This is a genomic window from Gordonia sp. KTR9 (genome assembly GCF_000143885.2).
Lineage (GTDB): Bacteria > Actinomycetota > Actinomycetes > Mycobacteriales > Mycobacteriaceae > Gordonia.
Map to the genome: position 1 here is coordinate 3885489 of NC_018581.1, position 17677 is coordinate 3903165.

Sequence of the window (17677 nt, forward strand, 5' to 3'; positions counted from 1 at the left end):
CGTCCGCCGGAATCGCGCAACCCTCACCCCGAACGCACACCGGTTGGCCTAGGGTCGGACACCATGGAGTCCCTTCCGGATCGGTCTCTCCCCGACCGTCCCGTCCCCGGTCGACGCGAAGTCGAGCGTCGTCAGGCTGCGCTCGATCCCGGCCGTGCTCTCGTCGAGATGCCCTTCCGAATCGGATTCGCCGTGACCGGCGTGGTGTTGAGCGCCGCCGAGTCCGCCGTCACGATCGCCCGGGTCACCGCCAGCAGCGTCCAGCACGAACTCGCGCTGGCCGTCGGTGTCGACGCCGACGAGTTGGGCAGTGCCCGCACGCCGCTCGCCCTGCTGAACCAGTTGTCCGAACTACTCGGACCCGACCGGCCGTTCGGGCGCATCCTCGCCAACGGCGGGCCGCTGGAGCGGTTGCTGAACCCGGGCGGCGTCATCGACCGTTTGACCGCGCCCGACGGCCCGCTCGAGAAGCTCACCGCCAAAGGCGGGCTCCTCGATCAGATGGCCGACGAACGCGGCATCCTGATCCGGCTCACCGCCAAGGACGGCCCCCTGGACCGGTTGACCCGCCCCGGCGGCGTCGTCGACCAGTTCACCGAGAACGAGGGCATCCTCGAACGCCTGACCTCCGAGGGCGGGATCGTCGACAAGCTGACGGCACCCGACGGTGTGCTGGAGAAGGTCACCGCGGCCGGCGGCATCCTCGATCGTCTCGCCGCCGACGGCGGGCTGCTCGATCAACTCGTCGGTGAGGACGGCGCGGTCGAACGGGCCATCGCCCCCGGCGGGCCGCTGGACCGGATCACCGAGCTGACCGAGGTCATCGGCCAACTGGCGCCGAACCTGCTCGCGATGCAGGACACCGTGCACGAGCTGGCCGAGACCGTCGACCTGCTCAACCAGACGGTCACTCCCCTCGGCGGCCTCGCCGAACGACTCCCCAAACGACTCACCCGTCCCCCCAAGGGTTCTGGCGGCAACGGCAACGGGGACGCCGCTCCCGCCGACTCGAACGGATACCCGCGGGCCTAGCCTCCGGACACTGCACGCGCAGCCACTCAGAACGGCGGCGGGTTGTCATCGGTCTTCGGCTGACGGTTGGCCGCCGCGGTCCGGGCATGTCGATTCGCTTCGCGCTGTGCCTGGTTGCGGGCGCGTTCTTCTCGCCGCTTCGCGTGTTTCGCGGCGGTGCGTTCGGTGATCGTGCGCGGTGGTCGGCCGTGCCGGTCGGGCACGATGACCCGCGGTGTCGGTGGGGCTTTCGCGGCTTGTTCGAATCGGATGCGACGCAGGTTGGGGAAGAGGTCTTCGAGGGTTTCGGCCTCGCCGGGGATCACGAAACCTTCCGGCGTCACGAATTCGGTGACCAGCCGGCCCTGCTCGTCGCGGTACTGCACGTCGGTCCAGTCACCGTGGGTTTTGTGGAGATGCCCGGCACGGCATTTCGCGTTGAGGTTCTCACTCGAGGTCGCACCGCCACGTGCGGGGCGGGCGTGGTCGTACTCGGCGACGTGATCGACATCGGCGGTGAACGCCGACCGCGTGCAGCCGGGTTCGGTGCAGTAGCCGTCGCGCACACGCACGAACTGCGCACACGCACTGGTCGGCCGATACGGATCACCCGGCAACGCACCCGGGAACACGATCACACTGGCGGCGTCCGGCCGTGGTGCGGCGGCGTTCGCGGTCCGCGTGCTCACATCGTCTGCGGCGGTGACGCGGGTGGGTGGTGTGCGTATCGGGGTGACCGGGGCCAGGGTGGCGTCGGGCCGGGCGGCGAGGTCGCGCACATGCTCATCGCAGATCACCCCGTGCCCGTCGACCCACCCGGGCCCGGACCCACCGGCCAGCGTGTCGGCGTCGGTCACGACGTGGATCACGATCTCGGTGCCCGACTCCGCGGCGGTCAGGTCAGGAGGTGTTGCGGTGCAGTCGGGTTCGCCACATGCGCACGCGAACACCGACCGGGTGAGCAACGCGCACATGGCATCGGACTTACGTTGACCCAGGGTGCGCCCATCCCGATCACACACCGATGCGGCAAGCGCGCGCACCGACGCCTGGCAGGCCCGAACGTTCTCGGCGGCCATGACCGCGGTAATCTCGGCGGTGCCGTCGCCATGGTTCTCGGTCCACACGCCACGGTTGTCGAGCGCTTCGCGACGCCGTTCGCGGACCGCGTCGGCATCGTGGCCGAAGACCAATCGGTCGATCATGTCGCGCAGACCCGACGTCGACCACGACCCGCCCCGACCGCGCAGCAAGTCGGCGATCGATTCATCGAGAACCTCGATGATCCGGCGACTGTCGGGGTCGTCGGGATCGAGATGGTGATCGTCGGACACCAGGTGGGTGCGACTGATGATCTCGCGGATCTGGTGCGCGGCGATGATCCCGTCGCGCAACGTCTCCAACACCCGGGGTAGCCGATCACGAAGACACAGCGCGTCGTCGACCAGCGCCGCCGCACGGTAGCGGGTGATACCCGCTTCGCGGGCCACCCGGGCGACGATGTCGCCGAATCCATCAGAGACATAACTGGAACCGGTCGGGGTCAACAATCGGTCACACAGCACCAGGATCGTCTGGTAGCGGCACCACGCCAGATACGACTCCCCAGCCCGCACAGCACCCAGGCGTTGCATGTGTGAGACCGTGTCGGCTTCGGCCGGGCGGGCAGCATCGACCCCGGCGAGAAACTCGCCCGGTAGATCCGTCCACGCCCCCACAATGCCCCCCAAGACGCTGCAACCCGATCGAATCGACCGGTCGAAACTGATACTTCCAAGGTAAACCCGACCACCGACAAGTACGTGCGCGCACGACGATCGGCCCTCGATATCTGCGGCCCGCCATCGGGAAGCACTGCGAGACGCTGCACGGTTTTGTTGTGTCCGTGAGCCTTTCGCTTGCGAGCGTCACTCCGGTCCCTGAGGAGCGAGCTTGCGAGCGTCACGAAGGGTCTCGCAACCTCGGTCGCCAGACCCTTCGTGACGCGCCCTCCGCAAGCTCCGGGCGCTCCTCAGGGAGCAGATGGGGTTTGGGTTCTGCTCGGATCAGGCTGCTCAGGGAGCAGGCGTGGGTGTGGGTTCTGCGGCTCTTCGGATCAGGGAGCAGAGGGGTGGCGCTTCCGCAAGGTCCGGGCGCTCCTCAGGAGGCAGACCGGCTGACACCCAGCGCTCGGCCCAGCAACTCCACATACCGGTCCACATCCCCCATCACCTCGGGACTCGTGGTCACCGAGAGGGCGATGCGATCACCGATGCCGTGCACGCCGTGGGTCAGTCCCTGGGCGGGTGACAGCGCGGGAAATCCGGTCGTGAACAGGATCTCGCCGCCGTCGAGATCGATGTCGGCGGCGCCACGGTCCACCGACGACACCACCGTGACGCCGGTGACCGTCTCCGGCGGGGTCTCGAGGTCGACAGCCCCGATCCCCCATCGGGCCAGGATTGCGGGGGTCGACTCCGACGCGCGATGCTGTGCGAGCCGCACCGGGTCCGCCTCGGCCGCGCGGGCGGCGGCGACATCGGCGCCGATGAGTCGCGCGCGCTCGACCAGATCGTCGACGTCGACGTGCAGGTCGACCGCAGCATTGCGGAAGTGGTTGCGGGCCTGCGGTTCTCCCGTTCGCCCGATCGTCAGCTCGACGCCTAACCGCCGCCCGGTCTCGCCCAGGTACTCCGGTAGCGCTGCCGAGATCGCGGCGAGTACCGCGACCGTGACCGGTTGCCCACGGCGGGTGAGATGGGCGCGGTCGAACACCAGTACCCGAAGGGTCCGTCGCGGTCTTGGTGGGGTGTTCAGCCGTGTCGGCGGGTATCCCGACGGTCCAGGCGCAGACGCCGGGGCCAGGCGCGCCACACGGAACCCTCGCCGAGCCGTGGTGACGAACTCGCCGGGGAACCGGAGGACGCCGCCGAGAAAGGTCCCCGCGTCGACCAGCAGTTCGCGACCGGACGAACGCGTAGACGCCGGCCGTCGCGGTGTGGCGGGCGCAGTGAACCACTCGCGCACGATCTGAGACGCGCGGCGCCCGTCGCCCAGTGCGTGACACATCTGCACGACGACGACGTAGACGTCGCCTGCGGCGCCCGGGGCGTCGACGACAGGACCGAACAGATGCGCCCGCCACGCCGCCCGCGTGGGGTCGAGTGGCCGGGCGATGAGCCCGGCGATCTCGGCCAGGCACGACGACCAGGTCCGGCGCGTCGAATCGACACGGACCTGGTCGTCGGCGGGACTGACGGATTCCCAGTACGGCCGGTCGACCGTGCCCGGCACATCGCGGATCCGGAGGCACAGGTCGTCGACGAGCGCGGCGCGGAGCCGGAGTCGCGCCGCACAGTCCTCGACCGAACTGCTCGGTGCGGCAAAGCAATACACCAGGAACTGGTCGTTCGGGATACGGCGCGACATCCAGTACGACGCCGCGTCCGCGGCGGCCATCCTGTGCATGACCGCCAGCGTAGCGGCGCTACTTCTGCCCGGCGCTCCAGGCGTAGGGCAGGTCGGTGCCGTTGAGCACGTGGTCGCCGACCGCCTGCAGCTTGAAGATCAGCGGGTTGTGCACCGAGATCACTCGGGCATTGCGCCAGTGGCGGTCGAGGCGCAGACGCTCGGAGGTGATCGACGCGCCGCCGACCTCGAACAGCTGCGTGGTCGCATCGAGCACGGTGGGGATGACCGCGGCCTGAGCCCGGGCGACGTCGAACTCGACGCGGTCGAGCAGTTCGGCGTCCTCCCACCCGGCGAGAGCAAGCTCATCGAGCTCGTCGGCGATGTCGAGGACCAGCGTGCGCGCGGTGTAGGCCGCGGCCGAGAGACGACCGATCACCTGCTGCACCAGCGGATCGTTGCGCGGCAGGTCGGCCGTCGAGTGGGTGAAGGTGCGCGTGCGGTTGCGCACCCACTCCACGACGTCGTCGGTCGCACGCGCCGCGATACCCGCGAGCACCGAGAGCTGCACCAGCTGCAGATACGACGTCGCGTATGTGCGCCCTTCCCCGCCGTAACCCGGACCGAGAACACGCTCGGCCGGAACCTCGACACCGGCGAACTCGGTGGTACCGCTGGCGGTCAGGCGCTGACCGAAACCGTCCCAGTCGTCGTGCTGGGTAACGCCGTCGGCGTCGGCGTCGACGAGCACCGAGACCCGCTCGCCGTCCTGGTCGGCGGCGACGAGGATGTGGTCGGAGTACAGGCTGCCGGTGCTGTAGTACTTGGTGCCGTCGAGCCGGAACCTGCCGTCCGGGCTCGCGGGGTCCGAAGTGAGCCGAGTCTGATAGCGGTCGATGGCACCAACGCCGGGTTCGGTGATCGCGTTGCCGACCAGCGTGCCCTCACCGACCTTGCGCAACCACCGCTGCGCACCCTCGTCCGGCAGGGCGGCGAGCTGGTCCTCGACGAACGACCAGTGCACCCGCAGGGCCTGCGGCAGATTGGACTCCGCGGCGGCCAGGTCGATGAGCAACCGGAACAGCTGACGGATCGACGCGCCGTATCCGCCGAGTTCCACCGGCACGCGCAGCGCACCGAACTTCGCCTCCCGCAGCCACGAGACCTCATCGTGCGCAAGCCTGCGGTCGTCCTCGCGCTGCACGGCGCCCTCGGCGATCCGGGCGAAGATCGGCGCGAACACCTCGTCGAGCCGCTCGTCGCTCGTTCCGTCGGAGGCGCTGCCAGAAGGCCTCGTGGTGGGCACAGTGGACGTCATCGGTGGTCCTTTCGATCGCAATCCGGTCGGCGACAGTCTGGTCCGAACCGCATCGGCCGACCACGGTTGTAACCGCGCTGACCGCAACACTGACGTTCCCGGCGGGACCGCCGCACACTGGCGCGGGACATTCGTGGACACCTCCGATGAGACCCCGGTCACGTGGTGTGTCAATGTTTGGTATGCCAACAACGCTCGTTGATATCGATCCGAACACCCCTGTCGTCGTCGGCGTGGGACAGGCGTCGGAACGCCTGACCGATCCCGGCTACGAAGCTCTCGGCGAGGCCGACCTCGCCGCCCGGGCTGTGACCGCCGCATTCGCCGACTCCGGTGGCGATGTCGCCGCGTCGATCGACACGATCGCCGCGATCCGGTCGTTCGAGATCTCGAGCCCGCTGTCGTCGTCACCAATGGGCCGGCCGGACAACATGCCGCGTGCGGTGGGCAACCGGGTCGATGTGGACCCGCGACGCGCGGTGCAGGCGGTGACCGGTGGTCAGACCCCGCAGACGATTCTCACCGAGCTCGCCGGAACGATCGCCGCCGGAGACTCCGAGGGCGCAGTCGTGTTCGGCGCCGAGGTGATGTCGACCGTCCGTCATCTGATGTCCCAGCCGGAGGACAAGCGTCCGAGCTTCGCCGAGGAGGTCGGCGGCCAGCTCGACGACCGTGGTTTCGGCTTGAAGGGCATCATCACCGTCGCCGAGATGCGGCACGGCCTCGCGTCGGTGCTGCCGCAGTACGCCTTGCTCGAGAACGCCCGCCGGCACGCCTCGGGCCTGGGCCGCGACGCCTACATCGCAACGATGGGTGAGTTGTTCGCACCCTTCACCGAGGTCGCCGCCGCCAACCCGCATTCGGCGGCACCGACAGCGCGCACCGCGGCCGAACTGGTCACCGTCACCCCCGAGAACCGAGTCGTGTCCGATCCCTTCACCCGGTACATCGTGGCGCGCGACCAGGTGAACCAGGCCGCGGCGGTCGTCGTGATGTCGGTGCGGGCAGCGCAGGCCGCCGGTATCGATCCCGCGAAATGGGTATTCCTGCATGGGCATTCGTCCACCGTCGAGCGGCCGGTACTGGCCCGTCCCGAACTCGGCTCCGCCCCCGCGGCTCCCGCGGCGGTACACCACGCGCTGCGGGTCGCGGGACTCGAACTCGACGACATCTCCGTCGTCGACATCTACAGCTGCTTCCCGATCGCGGTGTTCAACGTCCTCGACGGAATCGGGATGGCGCCCGACGACCCGCGCGGGCTGACCGTGACCGGCGGGTTGCCGTTCTTCGGCGGCCCGGGCAACGACTACTCCCTGCACGCGATCGCCGAAGTCGTCACCCGGGTCCGGCGATCACCGGGCGAATTCGGCCTGGTGGTCGCCAACGGCGGGGTGCTGAGCAAGCATGCCGCCGGGGTGTATTCGACGACGCCGGCACCCTGGCGTCCGGACACCAGCGGCCCAGTCCAGGCCGAGCTCGACGCGGTGGCAACCGTTCCCACCATCGCCGACGCCGACGGCCCCGCGGTGATCGAGACCTACACGGTCATCCCGCAGAAGAGCGGCCGCCGCACCGGCGTGGTCATCGGCCGGCTCGTCGACTCGACCTCCCCGGAGGGGCTCGGCGCGCGGTTCGTCGCCAACCTCGATTCCGACGACGACGAGTTCTTCGAGCTCCTCCTCACCTCCGACGATCCGGTCGGCACGCCGATCGTGGTGCAGTCGTTCGACAAGGGCAATCGGGTGGCCCTGACCGCTTCGGCCATGGACTCCCGGCATCCGGTTGTCGCACCGGCTTTCCGCGATTCCTACGAGCACGTGGAGATCCGTCGGGACGGCCGGCTGCTCGAGGTGACCATCAACCGCCCGGACGCACGCAACGCCTTGAATCCCGCGGCCAACGCCGAACTCGACTCGATCTTCGAGGCGTATTTCGCCGATCCCGACCTGTGGGTGGCCATCCTGACGGGCAAGGGAGACAAGGCATTCTCCGCGGGCAACGACCTGGCGGCGACCGCTGGCCCGGCCGCACTGTCGGTGCCCAAGAACGGGTTCGCCGGCCTGACGTCACGGCGCAGCCTACCCAAACCCGTGATCGCCGCGGTCAACGGCTTCGCGCTCGGCGGGGGCTGCGAGATCGCGATGGCCTGCCACATCGTCGTGGCCGACGAGGACGCCTCGTTCGGCCTGCCCGAGGTGAAGGTCGGACTCGCGGCGGCCGCCGGCGGGCTGGTCCGCCTGCCGCGGATGGTGCCACCGGCACTCGCGCGCGACATGATCCTGACCGGCCGCCGGATCTCGGCCGCCGAGGCCGCGGCCGCCGGCCTGGTGAGCCGGATCGCCCCCGCCGGAAAAGTTCTCGAGACCGCTCGCGGGGTGGCCGAGGAGATCCTCGCCGCCTCACCGACATCCGTGCGGGCGTCGATCGCCACCATGGAGCAGTCCGACGCCATCACCGACACCGTCGACGCCGTCCACGCCAGCACCTCGGTGCTCGACTCGCTGGTGATCAGCGGCGACACCCTCGAGGGGATCATGGCGTTCGTGATGAAGCGGACCCCGAACTGGAAGGGCCACTGAGGACTCAGTCCGAACCACTCACACGAGGACGAAAGCACACCGAAAACGCGCGGATGGTCGCCGGATGCTGAACACTTGGTCGGCGGCCACTCCGAAGGCGCTCCGCGTACCGGGTGGCCGCTGTTACGACACATCAGTCGTGTCCAGAAAGGCGGCACACCATGTCCGGTCGTAGTAAGGCAAGCGGAACCACGACATCCACACGTACTGCTCCACAGACCTCGTACCGTGTGGACCCACCTGACTGGACATTGCCCCGGGGCACCATCGTGCTCCTCACCATCGCCGGCCTCGTCGTCGCGGTCGCCGGCATCAAGTCGGTCGCTTCCCTGGCCGCGCCGGTCTTCCTCGCACTGATGCTCACCGTCGCCGTCCAGCCGGTCCCGACCTGGTTGCGCACGAAAGGCTTGCCGCGCTGGGCGGCGTTCCTGACGACCGTGCTGCTCGTCTACGGCATCTTGATCGGACTCTTTGCGGCGCTGGTGTTCTCCGTCGCACGCCTGGCATCGATCCTCCCGCAGTACGACGACAAGTTCGATGATCTCGTCACCAGCTTCCAGAACTTCCTCACCAGTCACGGCGTGAGCCACGACAAGGTGCAGGACATGATCTCCCACGTCGACACCAGCAAGGTCGTCAGCGCGGTGACCGACGTGCTGGCCAGCACGTTCAGTGTCGCGTCGACACTCGTACTCGTCCTCGCGCTGCTGCTGTTCATGGCCGCGGACTCGGTCGGCTTCGACGACCGGATGAACGTCCTGGACCGGATGCGTCCCGACATCGCATCGGCGTTCCGCTCCTTCTCGCAGGGGACGCGCAGCTACCTCTGGGTGTCGACGGTCTTCGGCCTGATCGTCGCCGTACTCGACAGCGTGGCGCTGGCGTTGCTGTCCATCCCCCTGCCGATCCTGTGGGGACTGCTCTCGTTCATCACCAACTACATCCCGAATGTCGGGTTCATCATCGGTCTCGTCCCGCCCGCGTTGCTGGGCCTCCTCGACGGCGGACCGACCAAGATGCTGATCGTCATCGTCGTCTACAGCGCCATCAACGTCGTCATCCAATCGGTGATCCAGCCGAAGTTCGTCGGCGACGCCGTGGGACTGTCGACCACACTGACCTTCATGTCCCTGCTCTTCTGGGCATGGGCGATCGGGCCGTTGGGGGCGATCCTCGCGGTACCGCTCACGCTGCTCGCCAAGGCCCTGCTGATCGACATCGACCCCGCGACCCGCTGGGCGGACGTGCTGCTGTCGTCGGGCGGGAAGCCCGGCGTCGAGACACCCGACGACGAACCCGACGACGAACCCGCCGACGAACCCGTAGGGGTCGCGAAGACTCCGGACACGAAGGGGCAGGATCCCACCCTCTGACCGGCCGCGGGCGTCACACTGGAACCGGAAAGGTGAGGCGGGCTACGCGCCGCGCCGATCATTGGGTAGATTCCCTTTCGACCCCCATCTGACCACAACCGTTTACAGATAGGTTGCGCACCGCTCATGGACATGAACTGGTCTCCGGACGACGCTGCGTTTCGCGACGAGGTCCGCGCGTTCCTCGACGAGAAACTGACCCCCGACCTGCGCGCGGCGGGCACGCTGCGCACCAGCGTCTACTCCGACCACGAGGCCGCGATGGAGTGGCAGGCGATCCTGCACGAGCGTGGCTGGGCCGCTCCCGCTTGGCCGGTGGAGTACGGGGGTTGCGACTGGTCGCAGTCCCAGCACTACATCTTCAGCCGGGAGTCGATCCTCGCCGGCGCACCCTCGCTGTCGCCGATGGGCATCCGCATGGTGTCCCACGCGATCATGGCCTTCGGCACCGACGAGCAGAAGAACTTCTTCCTGCCGGGCATCCTCGACGGCAGCGTGTTCTTCTGCCAGGGCTACTCCGAACCCGAGTCGGGGTCGGACCTCGCGTCGCTGTCGATGGCCGCGGTGGACGATGGCGACGACCTCGTCGTCACCGGTTCAAAGATCTGGACCACGCACGCATCGGAGGCGAACTGGATCTTCTGCCTCGTGCGTACGTCGCGCCAGGAACGCAAGCAGCAGGGCATCACCTTCGTGCTCATCGACATGAACTCGCCGGGTATCGAGGTGCAGAACCTGGTGTTCGCGTCCGGCGAGCAGGTGCAGGCGCAGGTCTTCTTCGACGGTGTGCGCGTGCCCAAGAAGAACGTCCTCGGCAAGATCGACGACGGCTGGACCGTGGCCAAGTACCTGCTCGTCTTCGAGCGCGGGGGCGGCGCGGCGGCTCCGGCGCTACAGGTCATGGCCGAGCAGCTCTTTCGTGACGCGGCATCGGTGACGGCCCCGAACGGCGGTCCCCTGTCCGAGGATCCGGCGTTCGCGGCCAAACTCACCGACCTCCAGGTCCGCGCGAAGATCCTGGAGGTCCTCGAGTACCGGGCGCTGGCCGCGATGAGTTCGGGCAAGGACCCCGGTTCGATCGCGTCGATGCTGAAGATCCTCGGGACCGAGCTGAGCCAGGAGATCACGACGCTGAGCCTGGAAGCCGCCGGCCCCCACGGACGCGTCTTCCAGCCGCACGCCACCAAGCCGGGCGGACCCATCTTCCAGTACACACCGCCCACCGACGGCTATGTCAGCGGCGAACCGTGGCAGGCCGTCGCCCCGCTGCACTACTTCAACGACCGCGCGGGCTCGATCTACGCCGGCAGCAACGAAATTCAACGAAACATCCTCGCCAAAGCCGCTCTGGGTCTCTGACGGGTCACAGGAGATAACTGATGGACTTCACACTCACACCCGAACAGCAGCTGCTGTCCGACGGTCTCAACAAGTTCCTCGACGCACGGTACGACCTGCAGGTCAGTCGCGACGCGGCGAAGGTCGGCGAGGGTTGGCAGCCGAAGATCTGGAAGGCCTTCGTCGAGGACCTCGGCGTCGTCGGCGCCTGCCTGCCCGAGGACATCGGCGGATTCGGCGGCGGCCCCGAGGAATTGATGGTCGTCACCGAGGCGCTCGGCCACGCTCTGGTGGTCGAGCCGTTCGTCGACTCGGTGGTGCTCGGCGCCGGGCTGCTGCACGCGACCGGCAACCCGGCCGCCCTCGAAGCCGCCGGCCGGATCGCCGAGGGCGAGGCGCTCAGTGCCCTCGCCGCGCTCGAAGACGGCTCGGGCGGGGTCCTCTCCCGCATCGAGACCAGCGCCGATCGCGACGGTGACGAGTGGGTGCTCAACGGCACCAAGGCCGTCGTCACCACGGCGCCGCTCGCCGACTACCTGATCGTCAGCGCCCGCACCGCGGGCGAGCCACACGATCCCGCGGGAGTCTCGCTGTTCCTGATCGACCTCGCGGGCGGCGGTCCGGACGGTCTCGAACTGCACACCCTGCGTACCATCGACGACCGCCAGGCCGCCGACATCACGTTCGACGACGTGCGTCTGCCCGCCGAGGCACTCATCGCCGACGACAACGCGATCGAGATCCTCGAGAAGGCCTGGGACACCGCGACCGCCGCAGTCGTCTCCGAGGCCGTCGGACTCATGCGCAAAGTGTTCACCGACACCGTCGAATACTCCAAGCAGCGCGAGCAGTTCGGGGTCCCGATCGGCAGCTTCCAGGTGTTGCAGCACCGCATGGTCGACATGCACCTGGAGCTCGAACAGTCGGTCGCCGCACAGTACTTCGCGATCCTGTCACTCGAGGGCTCGCCCGCGGAGCGCGCAGCGGCGGTCTCGGCCGCCAAGGCGACGGTCAGCCGTGCCGCCCGGTTCATCGGCCAGAACGCGGTGCAGCTACACGGCGGCATGGGCATGACCGAGGAACTGGCGATCGGCCACTACTTCAAGCGGCTGACCGCGATCGAGTACGAATTCGGCACCGCCGATGCCCATCTCGCACGCTTCGCGAGGGCCGGCGCGCAGATCGACGCCTGACCGGCACTGCCGGCGATCCCAGGGGGCTCAGCTGTCGGTCCAGACCGGCTTCCGCTTCTGCAGGAATGCCGACATGCCCTCCTGCGCATCGCAGGTCATCGCGTTGGTCGCCATCGTCTCGCCCATCTCGTCGTAGGCGGTGGACTCGTCGAGCTCGATCTGCCGGTAGAACGCCTGCTTGCCGATGGACACCGTCCGCGCACTCGAGCCGGCGATGTGCAGTGCCAGGTCGCGCACTGTGTCCTCCAGTTCGGCATCGTCGACGGCGCCGCTGAGAAGTCCCCACTCCGCGGCGGTCTCGGCGTCGACGGCCTCGCCGGTGAGCAGCATGTGCATGGCGCGCTTGCGTCCGATCGCCCGGGACAGCGCGACCATGGGAGTCGAGCAGAACAACCCGATGCGCACGCCCGGTGTGCTGAACTGTGCGCTGCGTCCCGCGACGGCCAGGTCACAGGTGGCGACGAGTTGACACCCCGCGGCGAAGGCCATGCCCGCGACTTCGGCGATGACGGGCTGCCGTACGTCGTGGACCGTCCGCATCAGTTCCGTGCACGTCGCGAACACGGCCCGCTCGTCGTCGAGAGTTCGGTCGACGAGTTCACCGAGGTCGTGCCCGGCGGAGAACGCGAGCCCGAGCGCCCGGATCACGATCACACGCACGCGCGGGTCGTCGTCGAAAGCACGCAGCGCAGCGGTGATGGCTCGCATCGTGCTGGTGGACAACGGGTTACGACGTCGCGCGTCGCCCAGGGTGATCACCCCGAGGGGTTCGGCGACGTCCGTCGACACCGCATCGCGTGCGGTCTGATCGGTCATGTCCGGCGGCCTCTCTTCCGTTCGTCATGTGCGCCGACGATATGGCAACACCAGAGAACGCGAAGCCACTTTGATGGTTGCGTCCTGTCTTGGCCGTTACCACACTCTTCTGGCCGATCACCCTCCGCCGACGCCGCGAGGCAGGGCGCACTCGCATGATCTCTGCGACGCGAGGACGCGAGCGTTTGTGATCTCGAGCACAGTGCGGACTGGGCCATCGCGCCACCCGTTTCCAGACCCCCCCAGAAAGGACCAGGTAGAGCGCTGCGCTGAGTTGCGTTTGGGTTTCAGGGCGTCGGCGGAGCACTTCGATCCGCGCGAGCTGGTGGAGATCGCGGTCGCGGCCGAGAGCACGGCATGGATTCGGTTGCGGTGAGCGATCACTTCCAGCCCTGGCGGCATAACGGCGGGCACGCGCCCTTCTCCCTCGCGTGGGTGGCGGCGGTCGGTGAGCGCACCAAGCGGGTGCAGATCGGCACCTCGGTCATGATGAAACTGTCTCGCCTGGCACCGGCCTAACATCAGGATCTTCACTATTACACCCGACGACGGATTTGCTGAATCACCTGGGAAAAACTGCGCACTATCAACTGCTCGAGACGTGCCCGCTCGCGCCCGGAGCTTCGACCTGAGGTGCGACACGCATAAACTCAGGTCAGGCGCGCGTCCAGACCGATCTGTTCGGGCAGGCCAAGGTGATCGCGCAGCGTCGCGCCCTGGTAGTCGTCGGGGCGTAGGCCGCGGCGACGCAGGACAGGTACAACCTGGTCAACGAAGTCATCCATGCCATCGTGCAGGTCGTCGATGAGGACGGTGAAGCCGTCGGCGGCGCCTGCCTGAACCCATTCCTGCAGCGTGTCAGCGATCTGTTCGGCGGTCCCGACCACGGATGGCAGCTGGTCGAGCACGCCGTGCCCGAGAATTTCGTGCGGCGTCCGCCCTTGGCGGGCTAGTTCGAGGGCGCGGACCGCCTGGGGAGCTCCGGGATAGGGGCGCAGGGCCGAGATCTGTGCGCTGGTAAATGGCTTGTCACGATCGGCAGCATCCAGGCGCAGTCCGAGAATGGCCGACAACTGAACTAAGCGTTCCTCGATGCCGGCGGCTTCTTCGAGCACCATGCGCCGCTCGACAGCCTCCTGCAGAGTGGGGCCGACGGTGAGGGCGAAGAAGGAGAGGAATTTCACCTCGTCCGCGTCCCGGCCGGCCTCGACAGTCATCGACCGCATCATGTCGCGTTGAGCCTTGGCCTCGCCCACGGAGGACGGCTGGCCGATGATGCCGTTGGCATAAATGCTGGCGGCCTGTACGCCGAGGCCGCTGGCGAAAGGCATGAAAATCACCGGCTGTCCCTGCTCGGATGGCGGGATCTGCAGCGGTCCCCGTGAAGCGACGTGGCGACCCTTCAGATTGATGGGGCGGATGTGGGAGGTGTCGGCGAACCGTCCGGTGGTCTTGTCGGGGGCGCCCGCGGCTCTGCCCCAGCTGCCCCACAGCGCCTGCGTGATCTGGATGGCCTCGTTGAAGCGTTCGTACTTTTCCTCGCGCGACGGAACGGGGCGACCGTAGTTGGCGAAGGCCTCCGGTTCATAGCTGGGGATGGCCTGCCAGCCGGCACGGCCATGACTCATCCCGTCTAGCGCCCTGAGTTGCCGGGCGAGCGTGTACGGCTCGACGAACGAGGTCGACATAGTGGTGACCAGGCCGATTCTTCGTGTGGCGGGAGCGATCGCCGCCAGCGTAAGTGTGGGCTCCATCGTCACGATGGGCGGTCGCGATTCGAGGTCCCCCCAGATGAAGACCCGGTCAGGAATGAAGAGGTAATCCAGTCCGCCGCGTTCGGCCGTTTGCGCAACGCGCACGAACGTTGTGACGTCGGTGTACGCATTCGGATCCGCCGCCGGCATCCGCCACGCCCCCGGGTGGCTGCCGTGCATCTCGCCCAGCACCGCTCCGAGCAGGAACGAGTTCTTACTCATGACAGTCAATGTCCTTACGTCGTTCGTCACCGAGAGGCGATCGTTGGTGACAGAGACAAGCGATGCCGCCTCAGCCGAATAGGAGGTAGTCTCCATTTGTCACTCAATGCAATTTATGGAGAGACACTCCGCTTTGTCAACGAGGAGGTTCGTGTCGTGAGTGAGACCACAGCATCGAGCGGACGGAGGCCTCGCTCGGACAAGCTACGCAACCGCTCTCACATCCTGCAGATCGCAGAGGAGTACTTCACCGAGCACGGCGTCAACGGTTCGCTCGACGCGGTCGCCAAGCGCGCCGGCATCGGCGCGGGCACCCTGTACCGGCACTTTCCCACCCGGGAATCGCTGCTGGCGGCCCTGCTGCAGGCGCGCGACGAGGAACTGGGCTGCCGCCGGGAGGCGATCCGTCAGGAACCGGACGCCGCGGCGGCCCTCACTCTGTGGCTGGAAGCCCTAAGCGAGTGGGCCACCGCCTTCGATGGCCTGCCCGAACCGCTCCGTGAGGCCCTCTGCGAGAAGAAATCCCCACTGACCGTCACCTGTGAGGACTTCATCAGCGTCACCGACGAGTTCCTGCGCGCAGCCCAGCACGACGGCAGCGCGCGCACGCAGGTACGGGGCCGAGAACTGTTCCTGGGCGTACTCGCGATGAGCTGGGTGAGCAGCGCCGCCATGGCCGACGAGTCCTCACCGTCAGCTTTGCACCATTTGCTGCGCACCGGTTGGGAAGCGACCGCCGGAGCCGCCGACCGATGAGCACCGAGCTGGGCTGCGACACGCAGTTCAGCGCTTTCACGTTGGTGTTCGGCTCGACGTCGGAGATTCCACCGCCAATCGGGAAACTCGGTTTCGAGCTGCGTAATCCGTTCGAATGAAAGACAATACGCCGGTACTCACTACGGCGCTTGGCGACCCACTACCCGGCGCGAAATCCGTCGATCGTTACGGCGCGCGGTGGCGAGCTCGAGCCGTGTGCGGCGAGGTGGCCGTGCAGATGATCCAGGCTTCGACAGCGACCTGACCGCCATCAACACTCGTTCGGATGCTTCACAGCACAGTTGTTTGCTCCATGGCAGCCGCCCTGGTGGCGCCCACTCGACCTTCGGCAGGCGAGCATCGGCGACATCGTCGCGCTGGAGAAGACCGGCTGCAACATCAGAGCGACTCGGCGTCCGAGTCGACGCAACACCAAAGACTGCCCATCCCACGCCTCCCCTCCGGTTAGCGCCGACCCGGCAGAGCAACTCCGTCGCCCGGTCCCCCTCCCGCGCAGCCGTTGCAAGGTCACCATGTCCATTGAAACAGTTCCTTCTACTGAACCACTTGCGACGTCACGCCGACCGGCATCGACCGAAACCAAGCCGAATCGAGAAGTAATCTATCGTCGATTTCACAGCGGCGCGAATCTTCAACTGCCGAATCCACTTGTGGAGGATTGGAATCGGCAGCTGCAGGCGCGGTGCCGCGGACTCGCCGTCAACGACTTCTTTGCACAGCGTGGCCGGGCGAAAGGGGGACGACAAGTGCGCGAGCGCCGCGAGCGCAATGCAGTGGCAGTATGCCGCCCCGTGATCAAGCTATGTCGCGACTATGCCGCTTCGCGTGCAGGAACCCTACGGGGTGTGGGGCGGACTGACGGAGGACGAACGTATGGACATCTACTACGGCGCAAGCTCGCCCCGAACATGCGCGCGCGGGCACAGGTTCGTAACAGGCCTTCGCACCGAGCAGTGGGATCTCGACCCCTTTGGCCAGTGCACTCCATTTGGGATGGGGCTGAACCATGAGGCTCTCGTTCGACCCGGTCTCGCGCATCCGGGCCTGTACCGCGTCCGAGCGATGCCGGTGGGGCCGTCCGTCCTACGACGACAGGTGCGACGAGCACGAGGCGATACTCACGGCCGTCGTCGCCTGCGACTCGGAGGCGGCGAGATCGCTGATGCTCGAACACATGCGGCGCGATCACGGAAGAGCGCGTGCGCGGTGCCTTCGGGTCCCGGAACCACTGACCCGCGGGGCCCATGGCGGCGGTGTGAGCAGGGCGAGGGATGCCGCGGTCGCCGGTTCGATGATCGACGCCAGCTGAGCGCCGGATTCGACGGCACCGGCGGTCAGTTCCCGGAAGCCACCCCACAGGAAGATAGCGCGCTGACGGTCCATCGGGATCACGCCCGCCGCGGCCATCGTCGGGGTCGAGGTGAGACCGACGAAGAGCTCGATCCACGCTTCCAGCGCCTCGTCTTTGACCGGCTGGGCCGCACTGCCGAGCGCGGGCAACTCCCGAATCCAGCTCAACGTGAGACCCGGATAGCGTTCACTCGCTGCGACGTATGACGACACCGCCTGCCGCACTTGATCTTCGATGGGCGCTTCGGAATCGACGCGACGCGCGATCTCGGCGATCATGAACTCGTTGGTCACCGTCAGCAGCGCGAAAAAACACGACTGCTTGTCCGCGAACTCCTGATAGAACGACCGCCTCGAGGTCCGCGCGACCCGCACGATGTCGGCGACGGTGGTCTCCCTATAACCCGCCTCGACGATGCACTCGAGCATCGCCGCGAGCAGCCGATCCCGGGTCGACGCCCCAGCCGACGAGATCAGCCAGGGCGGCGGGAGCGGGCCCGATCCAGAATTCACACCGTCGAGCATAGGCCCCTGGTCTGACCCGGTACGTACGCGTACC

The 17677-nt window shown here is 67.5% G+C and carries 13 protein-coding genes and 3 pseudogenes; 10 read left to right on the top strand and 6 right to left on the bottom strand.

The genetic code is table 11. From position 1 onward, the window contains the following. Positions 1-63 precede the first annotated feature (63 nt). Positions 64-1032 carry a hypothetical protein gene (locus KTR9_RS18290; RefSeq protein WP_014927605.1) on the top strand — a complete coding sequence of 323 codons (969 nt, stop codon included), beginning with the start codon at positions 64-66 and terminating at the stop codon, positions 1030-1032. A 26-nt stretch (positions 1033-1058) separates the two neighbouring features. Here the strand turns inward: KTR9_RS18290 and KTR9_RS18295 are convergent, their stop codons facing one another. The 3 genes from KTR9_RS18295 to KTR9_RS18305 all read right to left on the bottom strand — a co-directional run bounded on the left by KTR9_RS18295 (position 1059) and on the right by KTR9_RS18305 (position 5716). Continuing rightward, entirely contained in the window at positions 1059-2729 is a 1671-nt protein-coding gene (locus KTR9_RS18295; protein WP_014927606.1) for an HNH endonuclease signature motif containing protein, read from the bottom strand. A 421-nt stretch (positions 2730-3150) separates the two neighbouring features. Further along, positions 3151-4458: a wax ester/triacylglycerol synthase domain-containing protein gene (locus KTR9_RS18300; RefSeq protein ID WP_014927607.1), complete on the bottom strand. Its 1308-nt coding sequence runs from the start codon at positions 4456-4458 to the stop codon at positions 3151-3153. 19 nt (positions 4459-4477) lie between these two features. After that, positions 4478-5716 carry an acyl-CoA dehydrogenase family protein gene (locus KTR9_RS18305; protein ID WP_014927608.1) on the bottom strand — a complete coding sequence of 413 codons (1239 nt, stop codon included), beginning with the start codon at positions 5714-5716 and terminating at the stop codon, positions 4478-4480. A 173-nt stretch (positions 5717-5889) separates the two neighbouring features. Between KTR9_RS18305 and KTR9_RS18310 the strand changes: the two genes are divergently transcribed. The 4 genes from KTR9_RS18310 to KTR9_RS18325 all read left to right on the top strand — a co-directional run bounded on the left by KTR9_RS18310 (position 5890) and on the right by KTR9_RS18325 (position 12199). Continuing rightward, a complete protein-coding gene (locus KTR9_RS18310) occupies positions 5890-8295 on the top strand; it encodes an acetyl-CoA acetyltransferase (protein ID WP_014927609.1) in 2406 nt (801 codons plus the stop codon). Positions 8296-8546: 251 nt separating this feature from the next. Beyond that, positions 8547-9668: an AI-2E family transporter gene (locus KTR9_RS18315; RefSeq protein ID WP_044508085.1), complete on the top strand. Its 1122-nt coding sequence runs from the start codon at positions 8547-8549 to the stop codon at positions 9666-9668. Between the two features lie 126 nt (positions 9669-9794). Beyond that, positions 9795-11027 carry an acyl-CoA dehydrogenase family protein gene (locus KTR9_RS18320; RefSeq protein WP_014927611.1) on the top strand — a complete coding sequence of 411 codons (1233 nt, stop codon included), beginning with the start codon at positions 9795-9797 and terminating at the stop codon, positions 11025-11027. 20 nt (positions 11028-11047) lie between these two features. Then, entirely contained in the window at positions 11048-12199 is a 1152-nt protein-coding gene (locus KTR9_RS18325) for an acyl-CoA dehydrogenase family protein (RefSeq protein WP_014927612.1), read from the top strand. A 27-nt stretch (positions 12200-12226) separates the two neighbouring features. On the opposite strand, the gene KTR9_RS18330 is transcribed toward KTR9_RS18325, so the two are convergent. Further along, a complete protein-coding gene (locus tag KTR9_RS18330) occupies positions 12227-13015 on the bottom strand; it encodes an enoyl-CoA hydratase (protein ID WP_014927613.1) in 789 nt (262 codons plus the stop codon). A 274-nt stretch (positions 13016-13289) separates the two neighbouring features. Between KTR9_RS18330 and KTR9_RS27015 the strand changes: the two are divergent. Further along, positions 13290-13531: pseudogene (locus KTR9_RS27015) on the top strand (LLM class flavin-dependent oxidoreductase); the annotation flags it as partial. Positions 13532-13665: 134 nt separating this feature from the next. Here KTR9_RS27015 and KTR9_RS18335 read toward each other — a convergent pair. Continuing rightward, entirely contained in the window at positions 13666-15087 is a 1422-nt protein-coding gene (locus tag KTR9_RS18335) for an NtaA/DmoA family FMN-dependent monooxygenase (RefSeq protein WP_238553935.1), read from the bottom strand. Between the two features lie 60 nt (positions 15088-15147). Here KTR9_RS18335 and KTR9_RS18340 point away from each other — a divergent pair, with 60 nt between their 5' ends. The 4 genes and pseudogenes from KTR9_RS18340 to KTR9_RS28015 form a co-directional block, all read left to right on the top strand. Further along, entirely contained in the window at positions 15148-15747 is a 600-nt protein-coding gene (locus KTR9_RS18340) for a TetR/AcrR family transcriptional regulator (RefSeq protein ID WP_014927616.1), read from the top strand. Beyond that, positions 15744-15866: a hypothetical protein gene (locus KTR9_RS28155; protein WP_274518051.1), complete on the top strand. Its 123-nt coding sequence runs from the start codon at positions 15744-15746 to the stop codon at positions 15864-15866. The genes KTR9_RS18340 and KTR9_RS28155 overlap by 4 nt, the downstream gene beginning before the upstream one ends. A gap of 501 nt (positions 15867-16367) precedes the next feature. Next, positions 16368-16641 (top strand): annotated as a pseudogene (locus tag KTR9_RS28295) (WhiB family transcriptional regulator); the annotation flags it as partial. 133 nt (positions 16642-16774) lie between these two features. Then, positions 16775-16897: pseudogene (locus tag KTR9_RS28015) on the top strand (hypothetical protein); the annotation flags it as partial. A gap of 56 nt (positions 16898-16953) precedes the next feature. Here KTR9_RS28015 and KTR9_RS18345 read toward each other — a convergent pair. After that, positions 16954-17643 (bottom strand): TetR/AcrR family transcriptional regulator, encoded by a 690-nt coding sequence (locus tag KTR9_RS18345; protein WP_014927618.1) that lies wholly within the window; start codon positions 17641-17643, stop codon positions 16954-16956. Positions 17644-17677: the final 34 nt, after the last annotated feature.

What these genes read in the sequence shown, in the direction of transcription:
- KTR9_RS18300 (WP_014927607.1), bottom strand. Translation starts at nt 4,458, where the DNA reads ATGCACAGGATGGCCGCCGCGGACGCGGCGTCGTACTGGATGTCGCGC.
- KTR9_RS18310 (WP_014927609.1), top strand. Translation starts at nt 5,890, where the DNA reads ATGTTTGGTATGCCAACAACGCTCGTTGATATCGATCCGAACACCCCT.
- KTR9_RS18325 (WP_014927612.1), top strand. Translation starts at nt 11,048, where the DNA reads ATGGACTTCACACTCACACCCGAACAGCAGCTGCTGTCCGACGGTCTC.
- KTR9_RS18305 (WP_014927608.1), bottom strand. Translation starts at nt 5,716, where the DNA reads ATGACGTCCACTGTGCCCACCACGAGGCCTTCTGGCAGCGCCTCCGAC.
- KTR9_RS18330 (WP_014927613.1), bottom strand. Translation starts at nt 13,015, where the DNA reads ATGACCGATCAGACCGCACGCGATGCGGTGTCGACGGACGTCGCCGAA.
- KTR9_RS18335 (WP_238553935.1), bottom strand. Translation starts at nt 15,087, where the DNA reads ATGGAGACTACCTCCTATTCGGCTGAGGCGGCATCGCTTGTCTCTGTC.
- KTR9_RS28155 (WP_274518051.1), top strand. Translation starts at nt 15,744, where the DNA reads ATGAGCACCGAGCTGGGCTGCGACACGCAGTTCAGCGCTTTCACGTTG.
- KTR9_RS18290 (WP_014927605.1), top strand. Translation starts at nt 64, where the DNA reads ATGGAGTCCCTTCCGGATCGGTCTCTCCCCGACCGTCCCGTCCCCGGT.
- KTR9_RS18345 (WP_014927618.1), bottom strand. Translation starts at nt 17,643, where the DNA reads ATGCTCGACGGTGTGAATTCTGGATCGGGCCCGCTCCCGCCGCCCTGG.
- KTR9_RS18320 (WP_014927611.1), top strand. Translation starts at nt 9,795, where the DNA reads ATGGACATGAACTGGTCTCCGGACGACGCTGCGTTTCGCGACGAGGTC.